The sequence below is a fragment of the Desulfovibrio sp. genome (assembly GCF_034006445.1).
Taxonomy (GTDB): Bacteria; Desulfobacterota; Desulfovibrionia; order Desulfovibrionales; family Desulfovibrionaceae; genus Desulfovibrio.
Map to the genome: position 1 here is coordinate 333,971 of NZ_JAVESS010000003.1, position 16,002 is coordinate 349,972.

General features: G+C 60.3%; 14 protein-coding genes. 7 read left to right on the forward strand and 7 right to left on the reverse strand.

The window, feature by feature from the left end:
* Nucleotides 1-8: 8 nt before the first annotated feature.
* Complete coding sequence (locus RBR41_RS06070; RefSeq protein WP_320351688.1) at nt 9-962, reverse strand: chemotaxis protein; 954 nt, start codon at nt 960-962, stop codon at nt 9-11.
* A gap of 117 nt (nt 963-1,079) precedes the next feature.
* Nucleotides 1,080-1,766 (reverse strand): endonuclease III, encoded by a 687-nt coding sequence (nth, locus tag RBR41_RS06075; RefSeq protein WP_320351689.1) that lies wholly within the window; start codon nt 1,764-1,766, stop codon nt 1,080-1,082.
* A gap of 311 nt (nt 1,767-2,077) precedes the next feature.
* On the opposite strand from nth, the gene cutA reads away from it, so the two are divergent.
* The 4 genes from cutA (at nt 2,078) to RBR41_RS06095 (ending at nt 4,760) form a co-directional block, all read left to right on the forward strand.
* Nucleotides 2,078-2,410, forward strand: a complete 333-nt coding sequence (cutA, locus tag RBR41_RS06080) for a divalent-cation tolerance protein CutA (protein ID WP_320351690.1) — start codon at nt 2,078-2,080, stop codon at nt 2,408-2,410.
* A gap of 76 nt (nt 2,411-2,486) precedes the next feature.
* Complete coding sequence (locus tag RBR41_RS06085) at nt 2,487-3,440, forward strand: carbohydrate kinase family protein (protein ID WP_320351691.1); 954 nt, start codon at nt 2,487-2,489, stop codon at nt 3,438-3,440.
* A 340-nt stretch (nt 3,441-3,780) separates the two neighbouring features.
* Nucleotides 3,781-4,209, forward strand: coding sequence for a DMT family transporter (locus tag RBR41_RS06090; protein WP_320351692.1), 429 nt, complete (start codon nt 3,781-3,783; stop codon nt 4,207-4,209).
* Between the two features lie 77 nt (nt 4,210-4,286).
* The gene (locus RBR41_RS06095) at nt 4,287-4,760 is read left to right on the forward strand and encodes a YbaK/EbsC family protein (RefSeq protein WP_320351693.1); all 474 of its coding nucleotides are present in this window, start codon (nt 4,287-4,289) and stop codon (nt 4,758-4,760) included.
* Between the two features lie 175 nt (nt 4,761-4,935).
* On the opposite strand, the gene RBR41_RS06100 is transcribed toward RBR41_RS06095, so the two are convergent.
* Nucleotides 4,936-5,373, reverse strand: coding sequence for a DUF134 domain-containing protein (locus tag RBR41_RS06100; RefSeq protein ID WP_320351694.1), 438 nt, complete (start codon nt 5,371-5,373; stop codon nt 4,936-4,938).
* Between the two features lie 128 nt (nt 5,374-5,501).
* Complete coding sequence (locus RBR41_RS06105) at nt 5,502-6,035, reverse strand: hypothetical protein (protein ID WP_320351695.1); 534 nt, start codon at nt 6,033-6,035, stop codon at nt 5,502-5,504.
* 888 nt (nt 6,036-6,923) lie between these two features.
* Here RBR41_RS06105 and aldA point away from each other — a divergent pair.
* Nucleotides 6,924-8,360, forward strand: coding sequence for an aldehyde dehydrogenase (gene aldA, locus RBR41_RS06110; RefSeq protein WP_320351696.1), 1,437 nt, complete (start codon nt 6,924-6,926; stop codon nt 8,358-8,360).
* Nucleotides 8,361-9,192: 832 nt separating this feature from the next.
* Here aldA and RBR41_RS06115 read toward each other — a convergent pair.
* Together RBR41_RS06115 and RBR41_RS06120 are read right to left on the reverse strand one after the other, a co-directional pair.
* Nucleotides 9,193-9,540 carry a cupin domain-containing protein gene (locus RBR41_RS06115; RefSeq protein ID WP_320351697.1) on the reverse strand — a complete coding sequence of 116 codons (348 nt, stop codon included), beginning with the start codon at nt 9,538-9,540 and terminating at the stop codon, nt 9,193-9,195.
* Between the two features lie 107 nt (nt 9,541-9,647).
* Nucleotides 9,648-12,602, reverse strand: a complete 2,955-nt coding sequence (locus RBR41_RS06120; RefSeq protein WP_320351698.1) for a mechanosensitive ion channel family protein — start codon at nt 12,600-12,602, stop codon at nt 9,648-9,650.
* A gap of 452 nt (nt 12,603-13,054) precedes the next feature.
* Between RBR41_RS06120 and RBR41_RS06125 the strand changes: the two genes are divergently transcribed.
* Together RBR41_RS06125 and thiE are read left to right on the forward strand one after the other, a co-directional pair.
* On the forward strand, nt 13,055-14,050 hold the full coding sequence (locus RBR41_RS06125) for a DUF362 domain-containing protein (protein ID WP_320351699.1): 996 nt from the start codon (nt 13,055-13,057) through the stop codon (nt 14,048-14,050).
* Between the two features lie 11 nt (nt 14,051-14,061).
* Nucleotides 14,062-14,709: a thiamine phosphate synthase gene (gene thiE, locus RBR41_RS06130; RefSeq protein ID WP_320351700.1), complete on the forward strand. Its 648-nt coding sequence runs from the start codon at nt 14,062-14,064 to the stop codon at nt 14,707-14,709.
* 351 nt (nt 14,710-15,060) lie between these two features.
* On the opposite strand, the gene RBR41_RS06135 is transcribed toward thiE, so the two are convergent.
* Nucleotides 15,061-15,924, reverse strand: coding sequence for a LysR family transcriptional regulator (locus RBR41_RS06135; RefSeq protein ID WP_320351701.1), 864 nt, complete (start codon nt 15,922-15,924; stop codon nt 15,061-15,063).
* Between the last annotated feature and the right edge of the window lie 78 nt (nt 15,925-16,002).

Genomic DNA, 16,002 nt, shown 5'->3' on the forward strand with positions numbered 1-16,002 from the left:
TCGGGCGGCTACTTGTTCAGTTTTTCCGAAATGAGTTCGCGGATGATCTTGCTGAGGCCGGGCAGGTCGGGCTTGGACACCTGTTTGTCTGCCCCCACCTTGACGCCCTTGGCGTACAGGGCTTCTGTGATGAGCGAAGAAAAGAGGATGACGGGCAGGGTGTTCATGCCGGGGGTGTCGCGAATTTTTGCCGTGAGCATGTGGCCGTCCATTTCGGGCATTTCGATGTCCGAAATGACCAGGTGGACGATGTCGGTAAGTTCCTTGCCCTGGGCCTGGGCCTCATCGCGGGTTTTTTGCAGAAACTCCCAGGCCTGGCGTCCACTGGCCACGGCCGTGACCTGAAAGCCGGATTTTTGCAGCGAGGACTTGATGATGTGGCGCAGCGAGTTGGAGTCGTCGGCCACAAGCAGGTGAAACTGGGCCGCGCCCTCCACGGGCGAGGTGTCCACCTTGACCTGCGACATGTCCAGGGTGCTGTCCAGGCCGGCCAGAATTTTTTCCATATCCAGAATAAAGAGCACCCTGTCCTGGATGCGCAGCACGCCGGTGATGCTGTCGCGCGAGTAGGTCTGCACGTACTGGTTCGGCGGCTCGATGCGATCCCAGGTCATGCGGTGGATGCTCGTGACGGACGAGACCAGAAATGCCGCCTGCACCCCGCTGAATTCCGTTACAATGACCTTGGCGTTGGACTCCTCGGCCATGGTTTTGCCCAGCCATGTGGCAAGGTTGAGGATAGGCAGCACCTTGCCCCGCAGATTGAAGGTGCCAAGCACTGAAGGATCGCACTTGCTGGGCACGCTGGTGATGTTGGGCAGACGGATGATCTCGAGCACCTTGGCCACGTTGATGCCATAGTGCCCGCTGTAGGAGCTGCCGTCCGGCTGCTTCTCGTCGATGATAAATTCAATGATCTCAAGTTCATTGTTATTGACGTTGAGCAAGCTGTTCTGCGACATGGCTTTTTTCCTGTCTATCCGAGCCGGTTGAGCGGCTGAGTCTTGTTCAAAACGTGGGGGGGAGCACCTGGCATGGAGTCTGGCGCTGCAGTTCTCATCGGCCAGAAAACCGAACTCTTAAGGCGTTGCCGTTTTCTTGCGTTGCGGGCGCGGCGTTTTGGGGGGCTCAAGCTGTGGGCAGAACGCCGCCATTTCGCACTGGCCGCACAGGGGTTTGCGCGCCTCGCACACTTCGCGGCCAAACCAGACCATGCGGTGGTTCACATCGCCCCAGTCCTCACGCGGAAAAAGCTTCATGAGATCGCGTTCAATGGGGACAGGGTCGGTTTCTTCAGTCAGTCCAAGGCGATAGCTGATGCGTTTTACGTGCGTGTCCACAGCAAGCCCTTCATTGATGCCAAAAGCCCCGAACAGCACCACATTGGCCGTCTTGCGCGCCACACCCGGAAGGGTGATGAGTTCCTCAAGGGTTTTGGGCACCTGGCCGCCGTAAACCTCGCATACGCGGGCAGCCGCTCCCAGCAGGTTTTTGGCCTTGCTGTGGTAGAATCCTGTGGGGCGGATAACCGCTTCCAGTTCTTCAATGCCCGCCTTGGCCATCTCTCTGGGGCCGGGCCAGAGGCGGAACAGTTCCGGGGTGACGGTATTGACCCTGGCGTCTGTACACTGGGCGGCCAGCACCGTGGCTACCAGCAGTTGCCAGGCGGTTTCGGCGTCCAGATGGGTATGCGGATGGGGGTAGCGGGCCCGCAGCGCCGCAAGAACTTTTTTCGCCCGATCCGGGCGGGTGTTCTTCGTGCTCATGGTTGACATATGCCACAGGCGCAAGTTGCCCGCAAGTTTTACGCAGGATGCGGCGGCCTGTGCGCGGCAGTTGCGCGGCCTATGGCAAGGGTAGTACGCGGCCTGTGGCAAGGGCAGCGCTCGCCAGTGGAGGCCAGTCACAAGTCAGTGCGCCGCCAGTAGCCCGGTCAGCGCGGGCCTGTGTGAGCGCGTCGCAGGGCTGCCGTGGCTAGTCGTGATCGTTCGCCATTTTGTACATGGCCGTCCGGCCTTTGTTTTTTGCGCATTTGTGTATAAACTTGCCGCCAGATATCCACAGGCGGAGGAAGACCATGTCCTTTCTGGTATACGTCACTGCCCCGGATGAAGCGCTTGCCCTTTCTCTTGCCAGAACGCTGGTGGGCGAGGGGCTTGCGGCCGGGGTCAATATTGTGCCCGGCGCGCGCTCCATATACCGCTGGCGCGGTCAGGTGCATGACGCAGAGGAACATCTGCTTGTGGCCCAGGTGAGCCGTGCGGCCCTGCCAGCCTTTGAGGCGGCGGTAAGGCGCCTGCACAGGTATGAGGTTCCCTGCATGGTGGCGGTGCCCATTGAGGCGGGGTTCGGGTCTTTTCTGGACTGGATCCGGGAAAACAGCCATCCGCCCGCGCCCGCAGACGACTAGAGCTTTTTGTCTTTGAAAAAAAGTACATGCGTTCACGCTGCACAAGATATTTTTCACCACATAACGCGAGGACCCTATGGCCATTTATGTTTCCGGTTCGCTGGCCTTTGACCGCATCATGACCTTTCCCGGCAATTTTCAGGATCATATCCTCATGGACAAGCTGCACATGATCAATGTCAGCTTCATGGTGGATGGCATGGATGAAAGGCGAGGGGGCTGCGCGGGCAATATCGCCTATTCCCTTGCCCTGCTTGGTGAAAAACCTGTGATTGTGGCGGCGGCCGGACGTGATTTTGAATCCTACGCCCTGACGCTGTCTGCCCACGGCCTGCCCCTGGACGGTATACGCCGTGCGGACGAAGTGTTCACGGCCCTGTGCTACATCACCACAGACATGAACAGCAACCAGATCACCGGTTTTTACCCCGGCGCCATGACCCTGCCCGCCGAGTATGACTTCCCCGGCCTTGACGCGCGGCAGGATCTGGCCATCGTGTCTCCCGGCAATGTGGAAGACATGCGCCGCCTGCCCCGCCTGTATCGTGAAAAGGGCGTGCCCTATATTTTTGATCCCGGCCAGCAGCTGCCCGTGCTCACCAGCCAGGAACTGCTTGAGGCCATTGAAGGCTCGCTGGCCTGCATCACCAACGATTATGAACTGAACATGATCTGCAAGGCCACGGGCAAGAGCGAAGACGAGATCGCGGCGCGCACCCAGTGGCTTGTAACCACCCTTGGCGCGGAAGGCGCGCAGGTGCGCGGCCATGGCGAAAACATACGCATTGCGCCCGTGCCCATCAGCAAGGTGCTGGATCCCACCGGCGCGGGCGACGCGCACCGCGCGGGGCTTATCAAGGGGCTGGTGCATGGCCTTGCCATGCCGGATGCCGCCAGACTTGGCTCCGTCAGCGCGAGCTTTGCCCTGGAAAAGCTGGGCACGCAGGAGCACGTTTTTACGCCCGCAGACTTTTGCCAGCGGTACGAGGCCGTTTTCGGGCCGGTGCCCAAGGGTGTTTTTGCCGTGTAACACTGCTGGTCAGAGGCGGGCCGGGCGGCAACAAGCATAGTCCCCTGCCCGCTCTGCCTGGCGGGCAAAGCCTCACGTTGCGTCGCACCTTCACAGCAAGCGCCTTTTCATGCAGTTGCAGAGCAGTTTCAAGGTAGAATCGCGCTTTGATCCGGGGATTCTTTTTTAGGGAAGCACTGATTAAAGAGCCTTCTGGAAACGTGCTGGTATTTTGTTTGGCAAGGCGCGATCTTTTTTCAAGCAGGAGTGGACTCTTCCGTCCTCGACTGCTTCAAAAAAAGTGAAGCAAAGCCGCCAAACGAAATAAATCGGCGTTTCCTTAGACTTTGTCGGAGGGATTATGCTGTACGTCACTCTTGTGATTCTGGCGGGTTTCCTGACGGCCATGCAGTCGCCCATCAATGCGGGCCTGAGTCGCACTGTGGGCGTGCTGGAAAGCAGCTTCGTTTCTTTTGCCGGCGGGGCGCTGTTTCTCGGGCTCGCCATGCTTTTTTTCGGTCGCGGGCACATATGGCGGTTAACCGAAGCGCCTTCCTGGCAGTGGATAGGCGGTATTTTAGGGGCCACTATGGTACTGAGCAGCATAATTGCCGTACCGCGCATCGGCGTGCTGGCTACCGCTCTGGCCATGATTTTCGGCAACCTGCTTATGGCGGCCATTATTGACAATTACGGCTGGTTTGGTGTGCCTGTGACGCCCTTTGGCTGGCACAGGCTTTTGGGCTTTGTTCTGGTGCTGGCCGGTCTGGCTCTGGTGTTCCGGCGCTAGCGTGGCGCACGTGACGACACGCTACAGCCTGCCTGTGGCAAGACATACAACCCAAGATATACAACCAAGGATGGATCATGCGTGTGGATGCGGTAAAGGCCGTGCTGGCAAGTCACGGTCTGGCTGAGGCATATATGGAATTTGCGGTGTCGAGCGCCACTGTGGATCTGGCCGCAGCGGCGGTGGGATGCGAGCCGGGGCGCATTGCCAAGAGCCTTTCCGTCATGGGTGCGGACGGCCCCATGGTGCTGGTGGTCATGGGCACGGCCAGGCTGGACAACCGCAAGTTCAAGGATGCTTTTGGCTGCAAGCCCCGATTCATCAAGCCCGAAGATTTGCCGGACATGGTGGGGCATCCCATGGGGGGCGTCTGCCCCTTTGCGTTGCGCGACACTGTGCGCGTGTATCTTGACGCGAGCCTCAGGAATTTTGATCCCATATACCCTGCGGCTGGTGCGCCCAATAATATGGTGCGGATAACACTGGACGAGCTTGAACGCATCACGGGGGGAACCTGGGTTGATGTGTGCAAGGAGGAGCAGCCCGCCTGAGCGGGGCAGGCGCACGGATGAACAAAACTGGGGCGAGGCGCACAAAACGGGACGAGAAGCACAAAACGGGGCGCGGTTGTGCCCCTGATGCTGACCCCATCCGGGGCCGTGCACGTGCAGCAGCCCTATTCCCTCGCAGCGCTGGGGCATCTACCCTTTTTCAGGGGTAAATGCCCTAAAAGCGCCGCCTGTGATGGCAGCCCTCATGACCACAGGGCTGGTCCGAGCCTTCGCAAAGTTTGTATTCGCCGCCTTCTATGCGCAGCATCTTGCCGTTGACCAGGGCGTCGGCCAGCTTTTTGCGCGCCTCCGCATAAATGCTCTGCACAGTGGTGCGGGCGATCTCCATTTTTTCGGCGCAGGCCTCCTGCGTAAATCCCTCCAGATCGATGAGTCGGACGGTTTCATACTGGTCCACAGTCATGACCACAGCTTCGGCGTGCATGCCGTGCATACCGTGCCCTGATCCGGGACCGCCGCCGTGGCCTCCGCGCCCGCCGCGTCCCGATCCGGGGCCGCCGCCGGGGCGCATGCCGCGACCGGATGCGCCCCCCTCCGGCGCAGGGCCGCCGTCAGGCCCGGCCATGGGGCCGAAACATGTGCTCTGGGGCATGGAGCAGACTCTGCGCCATTTTTTGGGTCTTGGCATGGGCTTTCTCTCGGTAACACGTGAAGCCGCCCCGGCAGGGAGCGGCCTTTTGGCATCGGGCGATGCGAACCGGCAATGGAGCCAGGGTACCCTTAATCGTCCGTGCCGTCACCTGTGGGGCTGGCGGGCGCAGAGTCGGGGGGCGTGCTCCGCTGGGGCATGGCGTTGCCGCTGCGGCGCTGGCCCATGCCCTGGCCGTTCTGGCCCATGCCCTTGCGCCCACGGCCGCCGTTGCCGCCGTGGCAGCGGCCCATGCCCATGCCCTGACCGTTCCGGGCCATGTCCATGTTTGGGCCGTTCGGGCCGTCCTGGCCGCTCTGGAGCATATCCATGCCCTGCCCGTCACGTTGCATACCCATGCCCTGTCCGTCACGTCCACGGCGGCACTGGGACATACCCTGTCCGTTCTGGGCCATGCCGTTGCGGCCACGGCCGCCGTGGCGGCGGCCCATGCCCATGGCCTGATTATTCTGGCCCATGCCCTGTCCGTCCTGGGTCATGTCGTCAATGGCATTCATGCCGCCGCGCATGCCGCCGCGCATGCCGCCGCGCATCCCGTGGGCGCAACGGCTGCCGCGCCCGGTCTGACGGAAATCCTGGGGATTGTTCTGATTATCGTTGTACATATACATCTCCTTGATGTTGGGGATTACTGTTGTTGGTTGTTATTGCGTGCGCCCTTGGGCGTTTTGTTATTGCCGACATATGTCAAAAACAAAATAGGGTCTGTTTGTGGCATATGTCAATAACAAAAAATCAAAAATCGCAAGATTCTTTGCCAGAAGGTCTGCACAACGCGCTGACAGGAAAAAATATTTTTTTAAAAACAGATGGTTGTCTGAAAAAAAATCGTACCTCGGCACGCACATGTGGGAACGCACACCGGGCACGTATACCGGGGCACGCACTCCGGGGCACGTATGCCGGGCACGAACATGTAGGCACGCACACCTGGCCCTCGCACATGCGGGCACGAACACCTGGCCATCCACCTGACCCTCGCACATGTGGGCACTCTCAGGCCAACGCTCTGCAGCTGTGTGCGCAGGCGTTTTCCGTGAATGCGTGCACGCGGGCTGGCTATGCAGGCGCATGCGGGCTGGCTGTGCAGGTGCATCGGGGATGGGCGCATCCAAACTGCGTGGCCAGTGGGGCAGCAGTCGCGTTGCAGGCAGACATGAGACGGGCGTTGTGAAGGTGCGGGTCCAAGGGGGCACAATTGCGGTGCGCATATGTGTCGGCAAGGGGCATCTCGATCGTTACGGCGCAGGGTTTCAGAGGGGGGCCGCTTCAGGCAGGGTGCTGGCGAGTTTTTGCCAGTATGCGGCAGTGCAGGATTCAGCCGGACATGACGGATATACATATTGGCATATATATTTTGTGAAGAATGAAAATGACAATCATTCTGAAAAGTTTTGAGCAAGAGCCCCGCAAAGGCGCAGCCTGTAGCGTCTGCGGGCGACTTTACCTTGTTTTTATTTTATGGCTAACTTGGTGCAAACCAAGGAGCGAACATGCGTTCATATTTGCAGTTCATCAACGGTAAACTGGTTCCCGGTCTGTCGGACACCATGATAGAAGTGGAAAATCCCTCAACCGGAAAAATAATGGCCCATACTCCCAATGGCGGGCGCGAGGACGCCATGGCCGCCCTGGAGGCCGCCACCAGGGCGCAGAGCGGCTGGGCTGCCCTGACCTCGGCGGCCCGGGCGGAATATCTGAAAAAATTTGCCGCCGTCATTCGCAGACACCGTCAGGACCTGGGCCGCATCCTGGCTGAGGAGCAGGCCAAGACCCACCCGCTGGCGCAGGTGGAGGTGGATTTTACGGCAGACTACTTTGACTATTACGCCGGTTGGGCGCGCATCTATGAAGGGGAGATCATCCAGAGTGACCGCCCGCGCGAAAACATCCTGCTGTACCGCCAGCCCATCGGCGTGGTTGTGGGCATCTGCCCCTGGAACTTCCCCTTCTTTGTCATGGCCCGCAAGGTTGCCCCATCCCTTCTGGTGGGCTGCACAGCCGTCATCAAGCCCAGCAGCGTGGCCCCGGCCACAACGATGGAATTTGCCAGGCTGGTGGCCCAGGAGGTGGATCTGCCCGCAGGCGTGCTCAACATCATCACGGGCGGCGGCGGCAGTATGGGCGAAGCCCTGGCGTCCAGCCCGCAGGCGGACATGGTTTCGCTTACCGGCAGTGTTGAGGCCGGGCAACGCATTATCGCCGCCAGCGTGGAAAATGTTACCAAGGTTTCGCTGGAACTGGGCGGCAAGGCTCCGGCCATTGTGTGCCAGGACGCTGATCTGGATCTGGCCGTCAGGGCTGTCACAGCTTCGCGCACCATCTTCAGCGGTCAGGTGTGCAACTGCGCCGAGCGGCTGTATGTACATGAGAGCATTGCCGATCAGTTTGCGGAAAAACTGGCCGTGGCCTTTAACAACGTGCGCCTGGGCAATCCCTTTGACGATCCAGCGCCCGATATGTGCAGCCAGATCAGCGCCGAACACCTTGAAAAGATCGAAGCCATGGTAAAGCGCGCCCAGGCCGACGGCGCGGAAACGGTCACTGGCGGGGCACGCGCGCCACAGGGCAACGGGTATTTCTACACGCCGACCCTGCTGCGCAACTGCCGTCAGGACATGGAGATCGTGCGCAAGGAAGTGTTTGGCCCCGTGCTGCCCATGCTGACCTTCCGCGAGCTGGATGAGGCCATCATGCTTGCCAATGACTGCGAATACGGCCTGACTTCGTCCATTTACACAAGCAACATCTCCAAGGCCCTTGAGGCGGTCAACAAGCTGAAGTTTGGCGAAACCTACGTGAACCGCGAAAACTTCGAGGCCATGCAGGGCTTCCACGCGGGCTGGCGCAAGTCCGGCATTGGCGGCGCCGACGGCAAGCACGGACTTATGGAGTATCTACAGACCCACGTGGCCTACATTCAATATTAGGGAAACGCTGATTTATTCCGTTTGGCGGTGTTGCTTCACTTTTTTTGAAACAGTCGAGGACGGAAGAGTCCACTCCTGTTTCAAAAAAAGATCGCGCCTTGCCAAACGAAACAACTGCGCGTTTCCAAAAGGCTCGTTCTCCATGATCTGACGGGTATAACTGAAAATTCATCTCGCGACGACACTGTCTGGAGCAGTTTGCGAATGAAATGGATCAACCTGGAGCCGTCTGCGAATGAAAGGAACTAACGGCTCTCTGCGGAGCAGCCGCCTGGCACGCCAGGTTGAAATATCCAGGTGACTCTCGGCATAGTGTTGTAGAAAATGCTATCGGCGGAAAAACACATTGCCCCAAAAAACGGGCAGAACAAAAAGCGGGCAGAACAAAAAAAAACACTGGAGAAGCCGGGCGGCTTCTCCAGTGTTTGCGTTCAAGCCTTGAGGCAGAGGAGCACAGAAAATGTGCTTGAAGGCGCTGCCTCGGGAATCCCACTCCAGACCAGAAAATTCATTGGCATACACGAAATTACACCAAGAGTTTTAGGGGGTGGGGGCGTGGGGGAGGAGACCCTTTTTTAGAGCATTTAGCTTTGATAAAAGTTAAATGCTCTAACGCTGCACGAGAGTGCAGCGCGCCACAACGTGGCGTGGATTCAGCCGGAAATCACATTTTTCGGCTGAATGAAACCTTTGAAATGTGAAGCATTTCAAAGGTAATCTGGTCTAAAAGGGTCCCTCCCCCACAAAGCATTTCACCAAAACCTCGCCCCAAAACCTCGCCCCGGAATACGCCCCGCAGGCGCACCCGGCAGAGGCATTCGTTTGCCCGCTGCTACTTGGTAAACAGGATAAGGGCGATCATTTCCAGGTCTTCAGTGCCGCTGTTGAGTATGCCGTGCACTTCGCCGTCGTTACAGACAGTGACGTCGCCGGCTTTGACCTGCATGGACGTGCCGTTGTCGTCATAGGTTCCCTGGCCTTTGAGCACATAGTAGATTTCCAGTTCGCCGTTGTGCTTGTGACTGCCGATGGCGCAGCCGGGCTTGAGGTTCACCACGTTGAACAGGCGGCCCTTGCCGACCAGGCCTTCTTCATTGACGATCTTGGTGAACTTGGTGGTTCCGGGGCCGCCGAACATTTCTTTTTCAAATCCGTCCAGAGCATCAGCGCGATAGATCATATGTTCTCCTTGTGCCTTGTGTTTGGCTGCGGCCCTGGCGGGGCTGCAACTGTAACGCATAACGGCCCCTGCCGGTGGCGGGCCGGGCCGGACGCGTTTTGCCTTGCCTATGATTCGTCTTCGTCATCCTCGGCCTTGCTCGGTGCGGGCTTGGCCGTTGCGCCGTCCGCTCCCGCCGGGGCGGATGGCCTGCGCCGGGGACGCCTGGTGGGCCGCCTGCTTATCGGTTGCTCCGATGCCGGGCGGGCGCTTTTCAGGCGTGGCGCAATATCCTTGATGTGGATATCCAGCTGCGGGAAGGCCACTTCAATACGCTGTTTGCGGAACTCTTTTTCTATTTCCAGGCGGATGTCCGACGCGGTGGAAGAGCCCACGTCATAGTCGCGTACCCAGAAGGTCAAACTGAAATCAAGGGTGCTGGCGCCAAAGTCCGCAAAGTTCACGGCTGGCGGGGGGTACTTGAGCACATTGCTGTTGGCGTTGGCCGTGCCCAGCAGGATGCGCATGACTACGGCAGTGTCGCTGCCGTAGGCGACGCCTATCTTGATCTCCTTGCGCACGGTGCGGCTGTTGCGCGTCCAGTTGATGAGGCGGCTGGCCACAAATTCCGAGTTGGGCACGATGATCAGGGCATTGTCAAAGGTTTCCACCATGGTGGCGCGCACGCTGATCTTGCGTACCCGCCCCTGGGTGCCGCCCACTTCCACCACGTCGCCAGCCTGCAGCGTACGGCTGAAAATCAGGATGAGGCCGGAAAGGAAGTTGTTGACGATGGTCTGCATGCCAAAACCGATACCCACGGAAAGACCACCAGCCACCATGGCGAGGTTGCTCAGTTCCATGCCAAGGGCCTTGAGCACGAAAAGGCCGAAGAAGCACCAGAGGGCGTAGGAAAACGCCGTCTGAATGGGGGGAATGAGGGTAGCGTCTATTTGCAGGCCCTGCTTGGGCAGGCGGCCCAGAAAGCGCGAACCCATGCTCACGGCAGTGCGCGTGATGTAGAAGGCGCTGACGATCATGAGCAAATGCAGGATGTTGAACTGCGTTGCCCCCACATTGACGCCCCGCAGGATGTAGTATTGCAGCAGGGGCAGGCCGCCGGGCAGGGTGCCCACCCACAGGGTGACGCCCATAAAGGCCACAACCAGCACCACGGGAGCGGCCAGAGCCACGGCCATGTGGGCCAGAGCGGCGCGCACGCCCTCCTGGGGCAGCTTTTCGCTAATGGTGGTCACAAAGCTCATGCCGCCCAGAGACAGCTGCAGCGCCAGGGAGCAGGACACAAAGCAGAGGTAGAGCACCATGCTGTACAGGTGCAGGCCGAAGATGCTCATGACGAGGCATATCCACAGCACCACGGGTTCTGTTTCCAGCACGGATGTTTCCGCGTGCAGGGGGCCGAGGTCCTGTTCCTTGCGGCGGCGCATGCGGACAATGTCCACAATGAGCAGGGCCATCCAGATAAGAACCACCAGCGGCTTGACCAGCGGCAGGTACACAAGCACGTAGGCGCACAGGGTCAGCGGGATAAGATGCCAGAGGGGCGAGCGCTCGAGCTGCACCTCGGGATATTTGAGCCGCCGCAGATCCCAGGCCAGATATATCTGGGCCACAATGAGGCTCAGGTTGCCGAATGCCAGAAACAGCCTGAAAAACTCGCCCGACGCGGACAGCGAACTGCCAAGAAGGGCCAGGCCCACACAAAGCCAGGGCAGGGTTACATGAAAGATGTGTCTGACCGCAGGGGTGGATTTTTCGTTGAGCCAGCGGCGTGAGAACATCACGGTAATGACGCCCGTGAACAGCAGGCAGACGAAAAACCGCAGCACGGCTGTGCCCCAGCTTTCCAGCGTGATGGGCACCTCAACGGGGATGCGCAGCATCATGCCCTGATAGGAATAGGTCATCTGCTTGGAAAAATCCGTCCAGGCCGACGCGCTGAGCCAGGGAACCGGCTTTTGCAGATAATAGTCCTTCCACAGGGCGGGAAGCTGGGTGGCGATTTCTTCGCGGGTTTTTTCCAGCCGGTTGAGCAGGGACAGCGAAGGGGCCAGGGCCGTGTCGTACTGGGCCAGCACCGCTGTAAGCCGCAGGCGGGTCATGGCAAGCGAGCGGATGTATTCCTGCATTTCAGGGCTCAGGCGCTCATCGTGCAGGTCTTCGGGCAGGCTGTCGGCAAGATAGCTGATGCGCTCAAGCAGGGCCTGCGACTCCCCGCGCGCGGCCATCAGGGGCGCGAGGATCTTGTTCACTTCCGTGATGGTCACCGTCAGACGGCGGCTGACGGCCTCCATGGCGTTGGGCCAGTTTTTATAGGTATTGCTCAACACAAGCAGACGGCGCGCCTCTTCAATAAAGGGCTGCACCTTTTCGCTCACGTTGAAGGCGCGGTCGCCAAAGGAGTCGCTCATGGCCAGAGCCTTGGCGTTGACCTCGTCAAGCATGTTGTGCTGGTTGCTCCAGACCATGGCCCAGGGGTCGTGCAGCACGCCGCCTTTTTCCTCTTCCGGCTCGGCTGCCTGCTCGTCGCCCTGCGCCTCTTTTTTGTCGGTTCCGGCAGGGCGGGCTTCACCCTTGTCGGTCTTGGGCGCGGCGGCTTCTTTTTTATCGGTCTTGGGCTTGGGCGCGGGCTTTTTTTCGACCTTGGGCTTGGAGGGCTCTTTTTTCTCCGGCTTTTCCGCTTTTTCCGATTGTGACGCGGAGGTTGCCGCGCCGGATTCGGCCGGGGGCGTGACAGACGAAGCAGAGGCGGCCGGGGCCGTGGCAGACGAAGCAGAGGCGGCCGGGGGCACGACAGACGAAGAAGAGGCGGCCGGGGCCGCGCCTTCGGGGCTTACGGGCACGGCAACCGGGGGTTCCGGCCGCGCGGCGGGCGCGGGCGTCGTGTCGGCGCTACGGGCAGGGCTGACGCCTGCGGGGGCGGCATTGTCCTGTTTGGGTTTTTCGGTGGTGGTGGCCGGTTCTTGCGGCGCGGCCGCGTCGGCGGCCAGTGCCCGCTGTTCCGTCATGAAACAGCACAGGATCAGCAGAAAAAAAGCAAGAAAACGGGATATGGAGTGCATGAACGACCTCAAGAGGATATGCCGGATTTTTCATCACTGCCCGAAGGGGGATTTCTCCCGTGGGCTGCAGGAAAACGGCGTAACATCATTGCCATTACACCGTTCTGAATGCATACGCCAAGATCCGGACTTTGAAAAGAGCGCAAGGGCGGCAGAAGTCCGGCGGCCCGGTGCGTCATGCGCCTGCCCCCCTGTGCACGCCGCAATGACGCCGATGACGTGTCCGTGATGACGTGCCTGTGCATAACGTGGCGCGTATGACGTGACCGTATTGCCGTTGAACGCGCGAAAGGCCCGCGCGCCCGCGCGGGAGTGCGGCATGCCCGAAAACAGACATGCAGGCACATCCATGTGGCAAACTTGGGAGACGCAGCGGCCTTGCAGGACTGTGCGCAGGAATTCTGGCGCGTTCGGGGCTGGACAAGGCGACCGCACAGCGGCATATTCTGCCAATGGAAAAACCGTCAGTTTCAGCCCATGCCGTGCCCGTGGCTCTTGCCCGTTGCGAAGGTTACGACCGCCGCTCCCTTGATCAACTGGTGGGGGAAGTGCTGGACGCCGCCCGCATTGCGCAATCCTGCTCCCTCAAGGTGGGAACCAAGGTGCTTGTGAAGCCCAACCTGCTCATGGGCAAGTCGCTGGCGTGTACCTCGCCGGGGGTGGTGGCCGCCGCCTGCCGCTGGTTGCGCGACCACGGTGCGCAGATGGCCGTGGCGGATTCGCCGGGGTTTGGCCGTGCGAGGTCGGTGGCGCGCGCCATCGGGCTTGAGAGCGCCCTGCGCCCTCTGGGCCTTGACGTGCGCGAACTTGACAGACCCGTGCCCGTAACGCTGCCACTACCGCAAGGATCCCGGTCAGCGCATACCGGCAAGGGGGGGACGCGCTTTCATGTGGCGCGCGCCGTGCATGAGTGTGATTTCATTCTTTCCCTGCCGCGCGTCAAGGCGCATAGCCAGATGCTGCTCACCTTTGCGGTCAAGAACTGTTTTGGCTGCGTGAGCGGGCTGCACAAGGCTGTGGCCCATGCCCGCGAGGGGCGCGACCCTGCATATTTTGCGGACTGCCTGGCCGCCCTGTGGGCCGTTTTGCCGCCAGTGGCGGCTCTGGCTGACGGCGGCGTGGCCATGCACGTCACCGGGCCGTCCGGGGGCAAGCCTTTTGTGCTGCATTTGATGGGGGCCAGCGCCTCGGCCGTGGCCCTGGACGAAGCCCTGTACGCGGTTTTCGGGCTTGCGCCCGAGGCCGTGCCTCTTGGGGCCGCCCTGGTGCGCCGCAAGGCGCAGGGCAGCGCCGCGTCTGGCACGGAAGTGACCTTTCCCCTGTTGCGGCCCGAAAATTTTGACGCGCGCGGTTTTGAGCTGCCTAGGGAACTTTCCCACACGTCCTTTCATCCCGCACGTTTTGTGCAGAGTTGTCTACGCCGCATCATCGCAGCCGTTAAAAAATAAGTGAGCCGAACATGCCCAGAATACTTCCCGGTGAAACGGATATATACGCCATCACGGATTCGCGTCTTTCCCTTGGCCGCCCGCTTGAAGAAGTGGCCTCAGCCCTGTTGGGGGCAGGCGTGCGCATTTTGCAGTACCGCGAAAAGTGCTTCAAGGGCGGTGAAATGCTTGAAGAATGCCGCCTGTTGCGCCGCCTGACCAAGGAGGCCGGAGCCTGCTTTATCGTCAATGACCACATCGACATAGCCATGCTGGTCAAGGCTGACGGCGTGCACGTGGGGCAGGAGGATCTGCCTGTGCCCGAAGTGCGCAGTCTGGTGGGGCCGGACGTGATCATCGGCCTTTCCACGCATGAGCCGGAGCAGGCGCTGGCTGCCAGGGGCCTTGGGGCAGATTATCTGGGAGTGGGGCCCATTTTCGCCACGCAGACCAAGGAAGACGTGGTGGCCCCCGTGGGCTTTGACTATCTGGACTGGGTTGCCGCCAACATCGATCTGTCCTTTGTGGCCATTGGGGGCATCAAGACCCACAATATCGGCGATGTGGCGCGCCACGGCGCGCGTTGCTGCTGCCTTGTGTCCGAACTGGTGGGCGCGCCGGATATCGCCGCCAGCGTAAGGGCCGTGCGTGAAGCCATGGCCGAGGGCTTGCGCGGCTAGGCAAGGCTCAGGCTTATCCAGCTTTACCAAAGGCGGGGCGCTCTGTTGCTGACAGAGCGTCCCGCCTTTGTACGTGCGTCTGCCGCGTGTGCGTCGTGCCGCCACCGGAGAGGCGGAAGCCGATACATTTTGCGATGGTATGCGGCCTTAAAAACGCCGTTACTGGAACCCCAGCCTCGGATCAGTGCACCCTTTCATCCATGCCAAACAATATAAAAGTTTTAGGGGGTGGGGGTGTGGGGGAGGAGACCCTTTTGCAAAAGGGTCCCTCCCCCACAAAGCATCTCACCTCCCCCACAAAGCATTTCCCTCCCCCCCCACAAAGCATTGCAACACACCAGTTCTCTACCTTCAGGCATCCTGCCTGTGCAGGCTCTGCCGCAGGGCCGTCATATTGGCGGAAAGCATGCCCCTGCGCCAGACCAGTTCCGTGGTGGCCGTGCACAGGGGGTGTTTGAGCGGATGCACGGAAAGAATGCCCTCGGTCCGGCAGAGGTGCAGCACTGATTCCGGCACAGCGCCCACGCCCATGCCGGCAATGACGCCGCCCACAATGGCGTGGTAGGAGGCCAGTTCCGCTATGCGTTCCGGCTCGCGGCCAAAGGCCCGAAACCAGTTGACCAGGCGGTTGCGGTAGGCGCAGCCGCCCTGAAAGGCCAGCACTGTCTTGCGGCCGATGTCGTCGGGGCAGCAAATGGGGGAGTGGCCTTCGGGCGCGATGACCACCAGTTCCTCGGCAAAGGCGTCCATGCGCTCCAGCCTGTCGTCCTCGGGCATGTCCACCACAAAGGCCGCGTCCAGCCTGTTTTCCAGCATGTCTTCATACAGCGAGCGGCTGGTGCCGATGACCAGTTCCAGCGCGATTTGCGGGTAGCCCGCGTGCAGCCGCGCCAGCACTTCAGGCAGGCGTACAGCCGCCGCGCTTTCCAGCGCGCCGATACGGAATTTGCCGCCGGGGACCATGCCCCTGACGCGGTCTTCCGCCTCATCCATCATGGCCAGTATCTTGCGGGCGTAGCCGTAGAGGGTGTGCGCCTTGTCCGTGGGGTAGAGGCGCTTTTTTTCCCGCAAAAAAAGCTGCACCCCCAGCTCTTCCTCCAGCTGGAGAATGCGCGTGGTCACGCCCGAGGGCACACGGTTCAGCTCCTTGGCCGCGGCGGTGATGCTGCCCGCTTCCATAACGCTGACAAGGGTTCGCAGGTCTGCCAGTTCCATATGTTCACCAATTTTGATGGTTATTGTTATTTTTATTCATTTGTAATGAATGTACCCATTATATACTCTGCTTGCAAT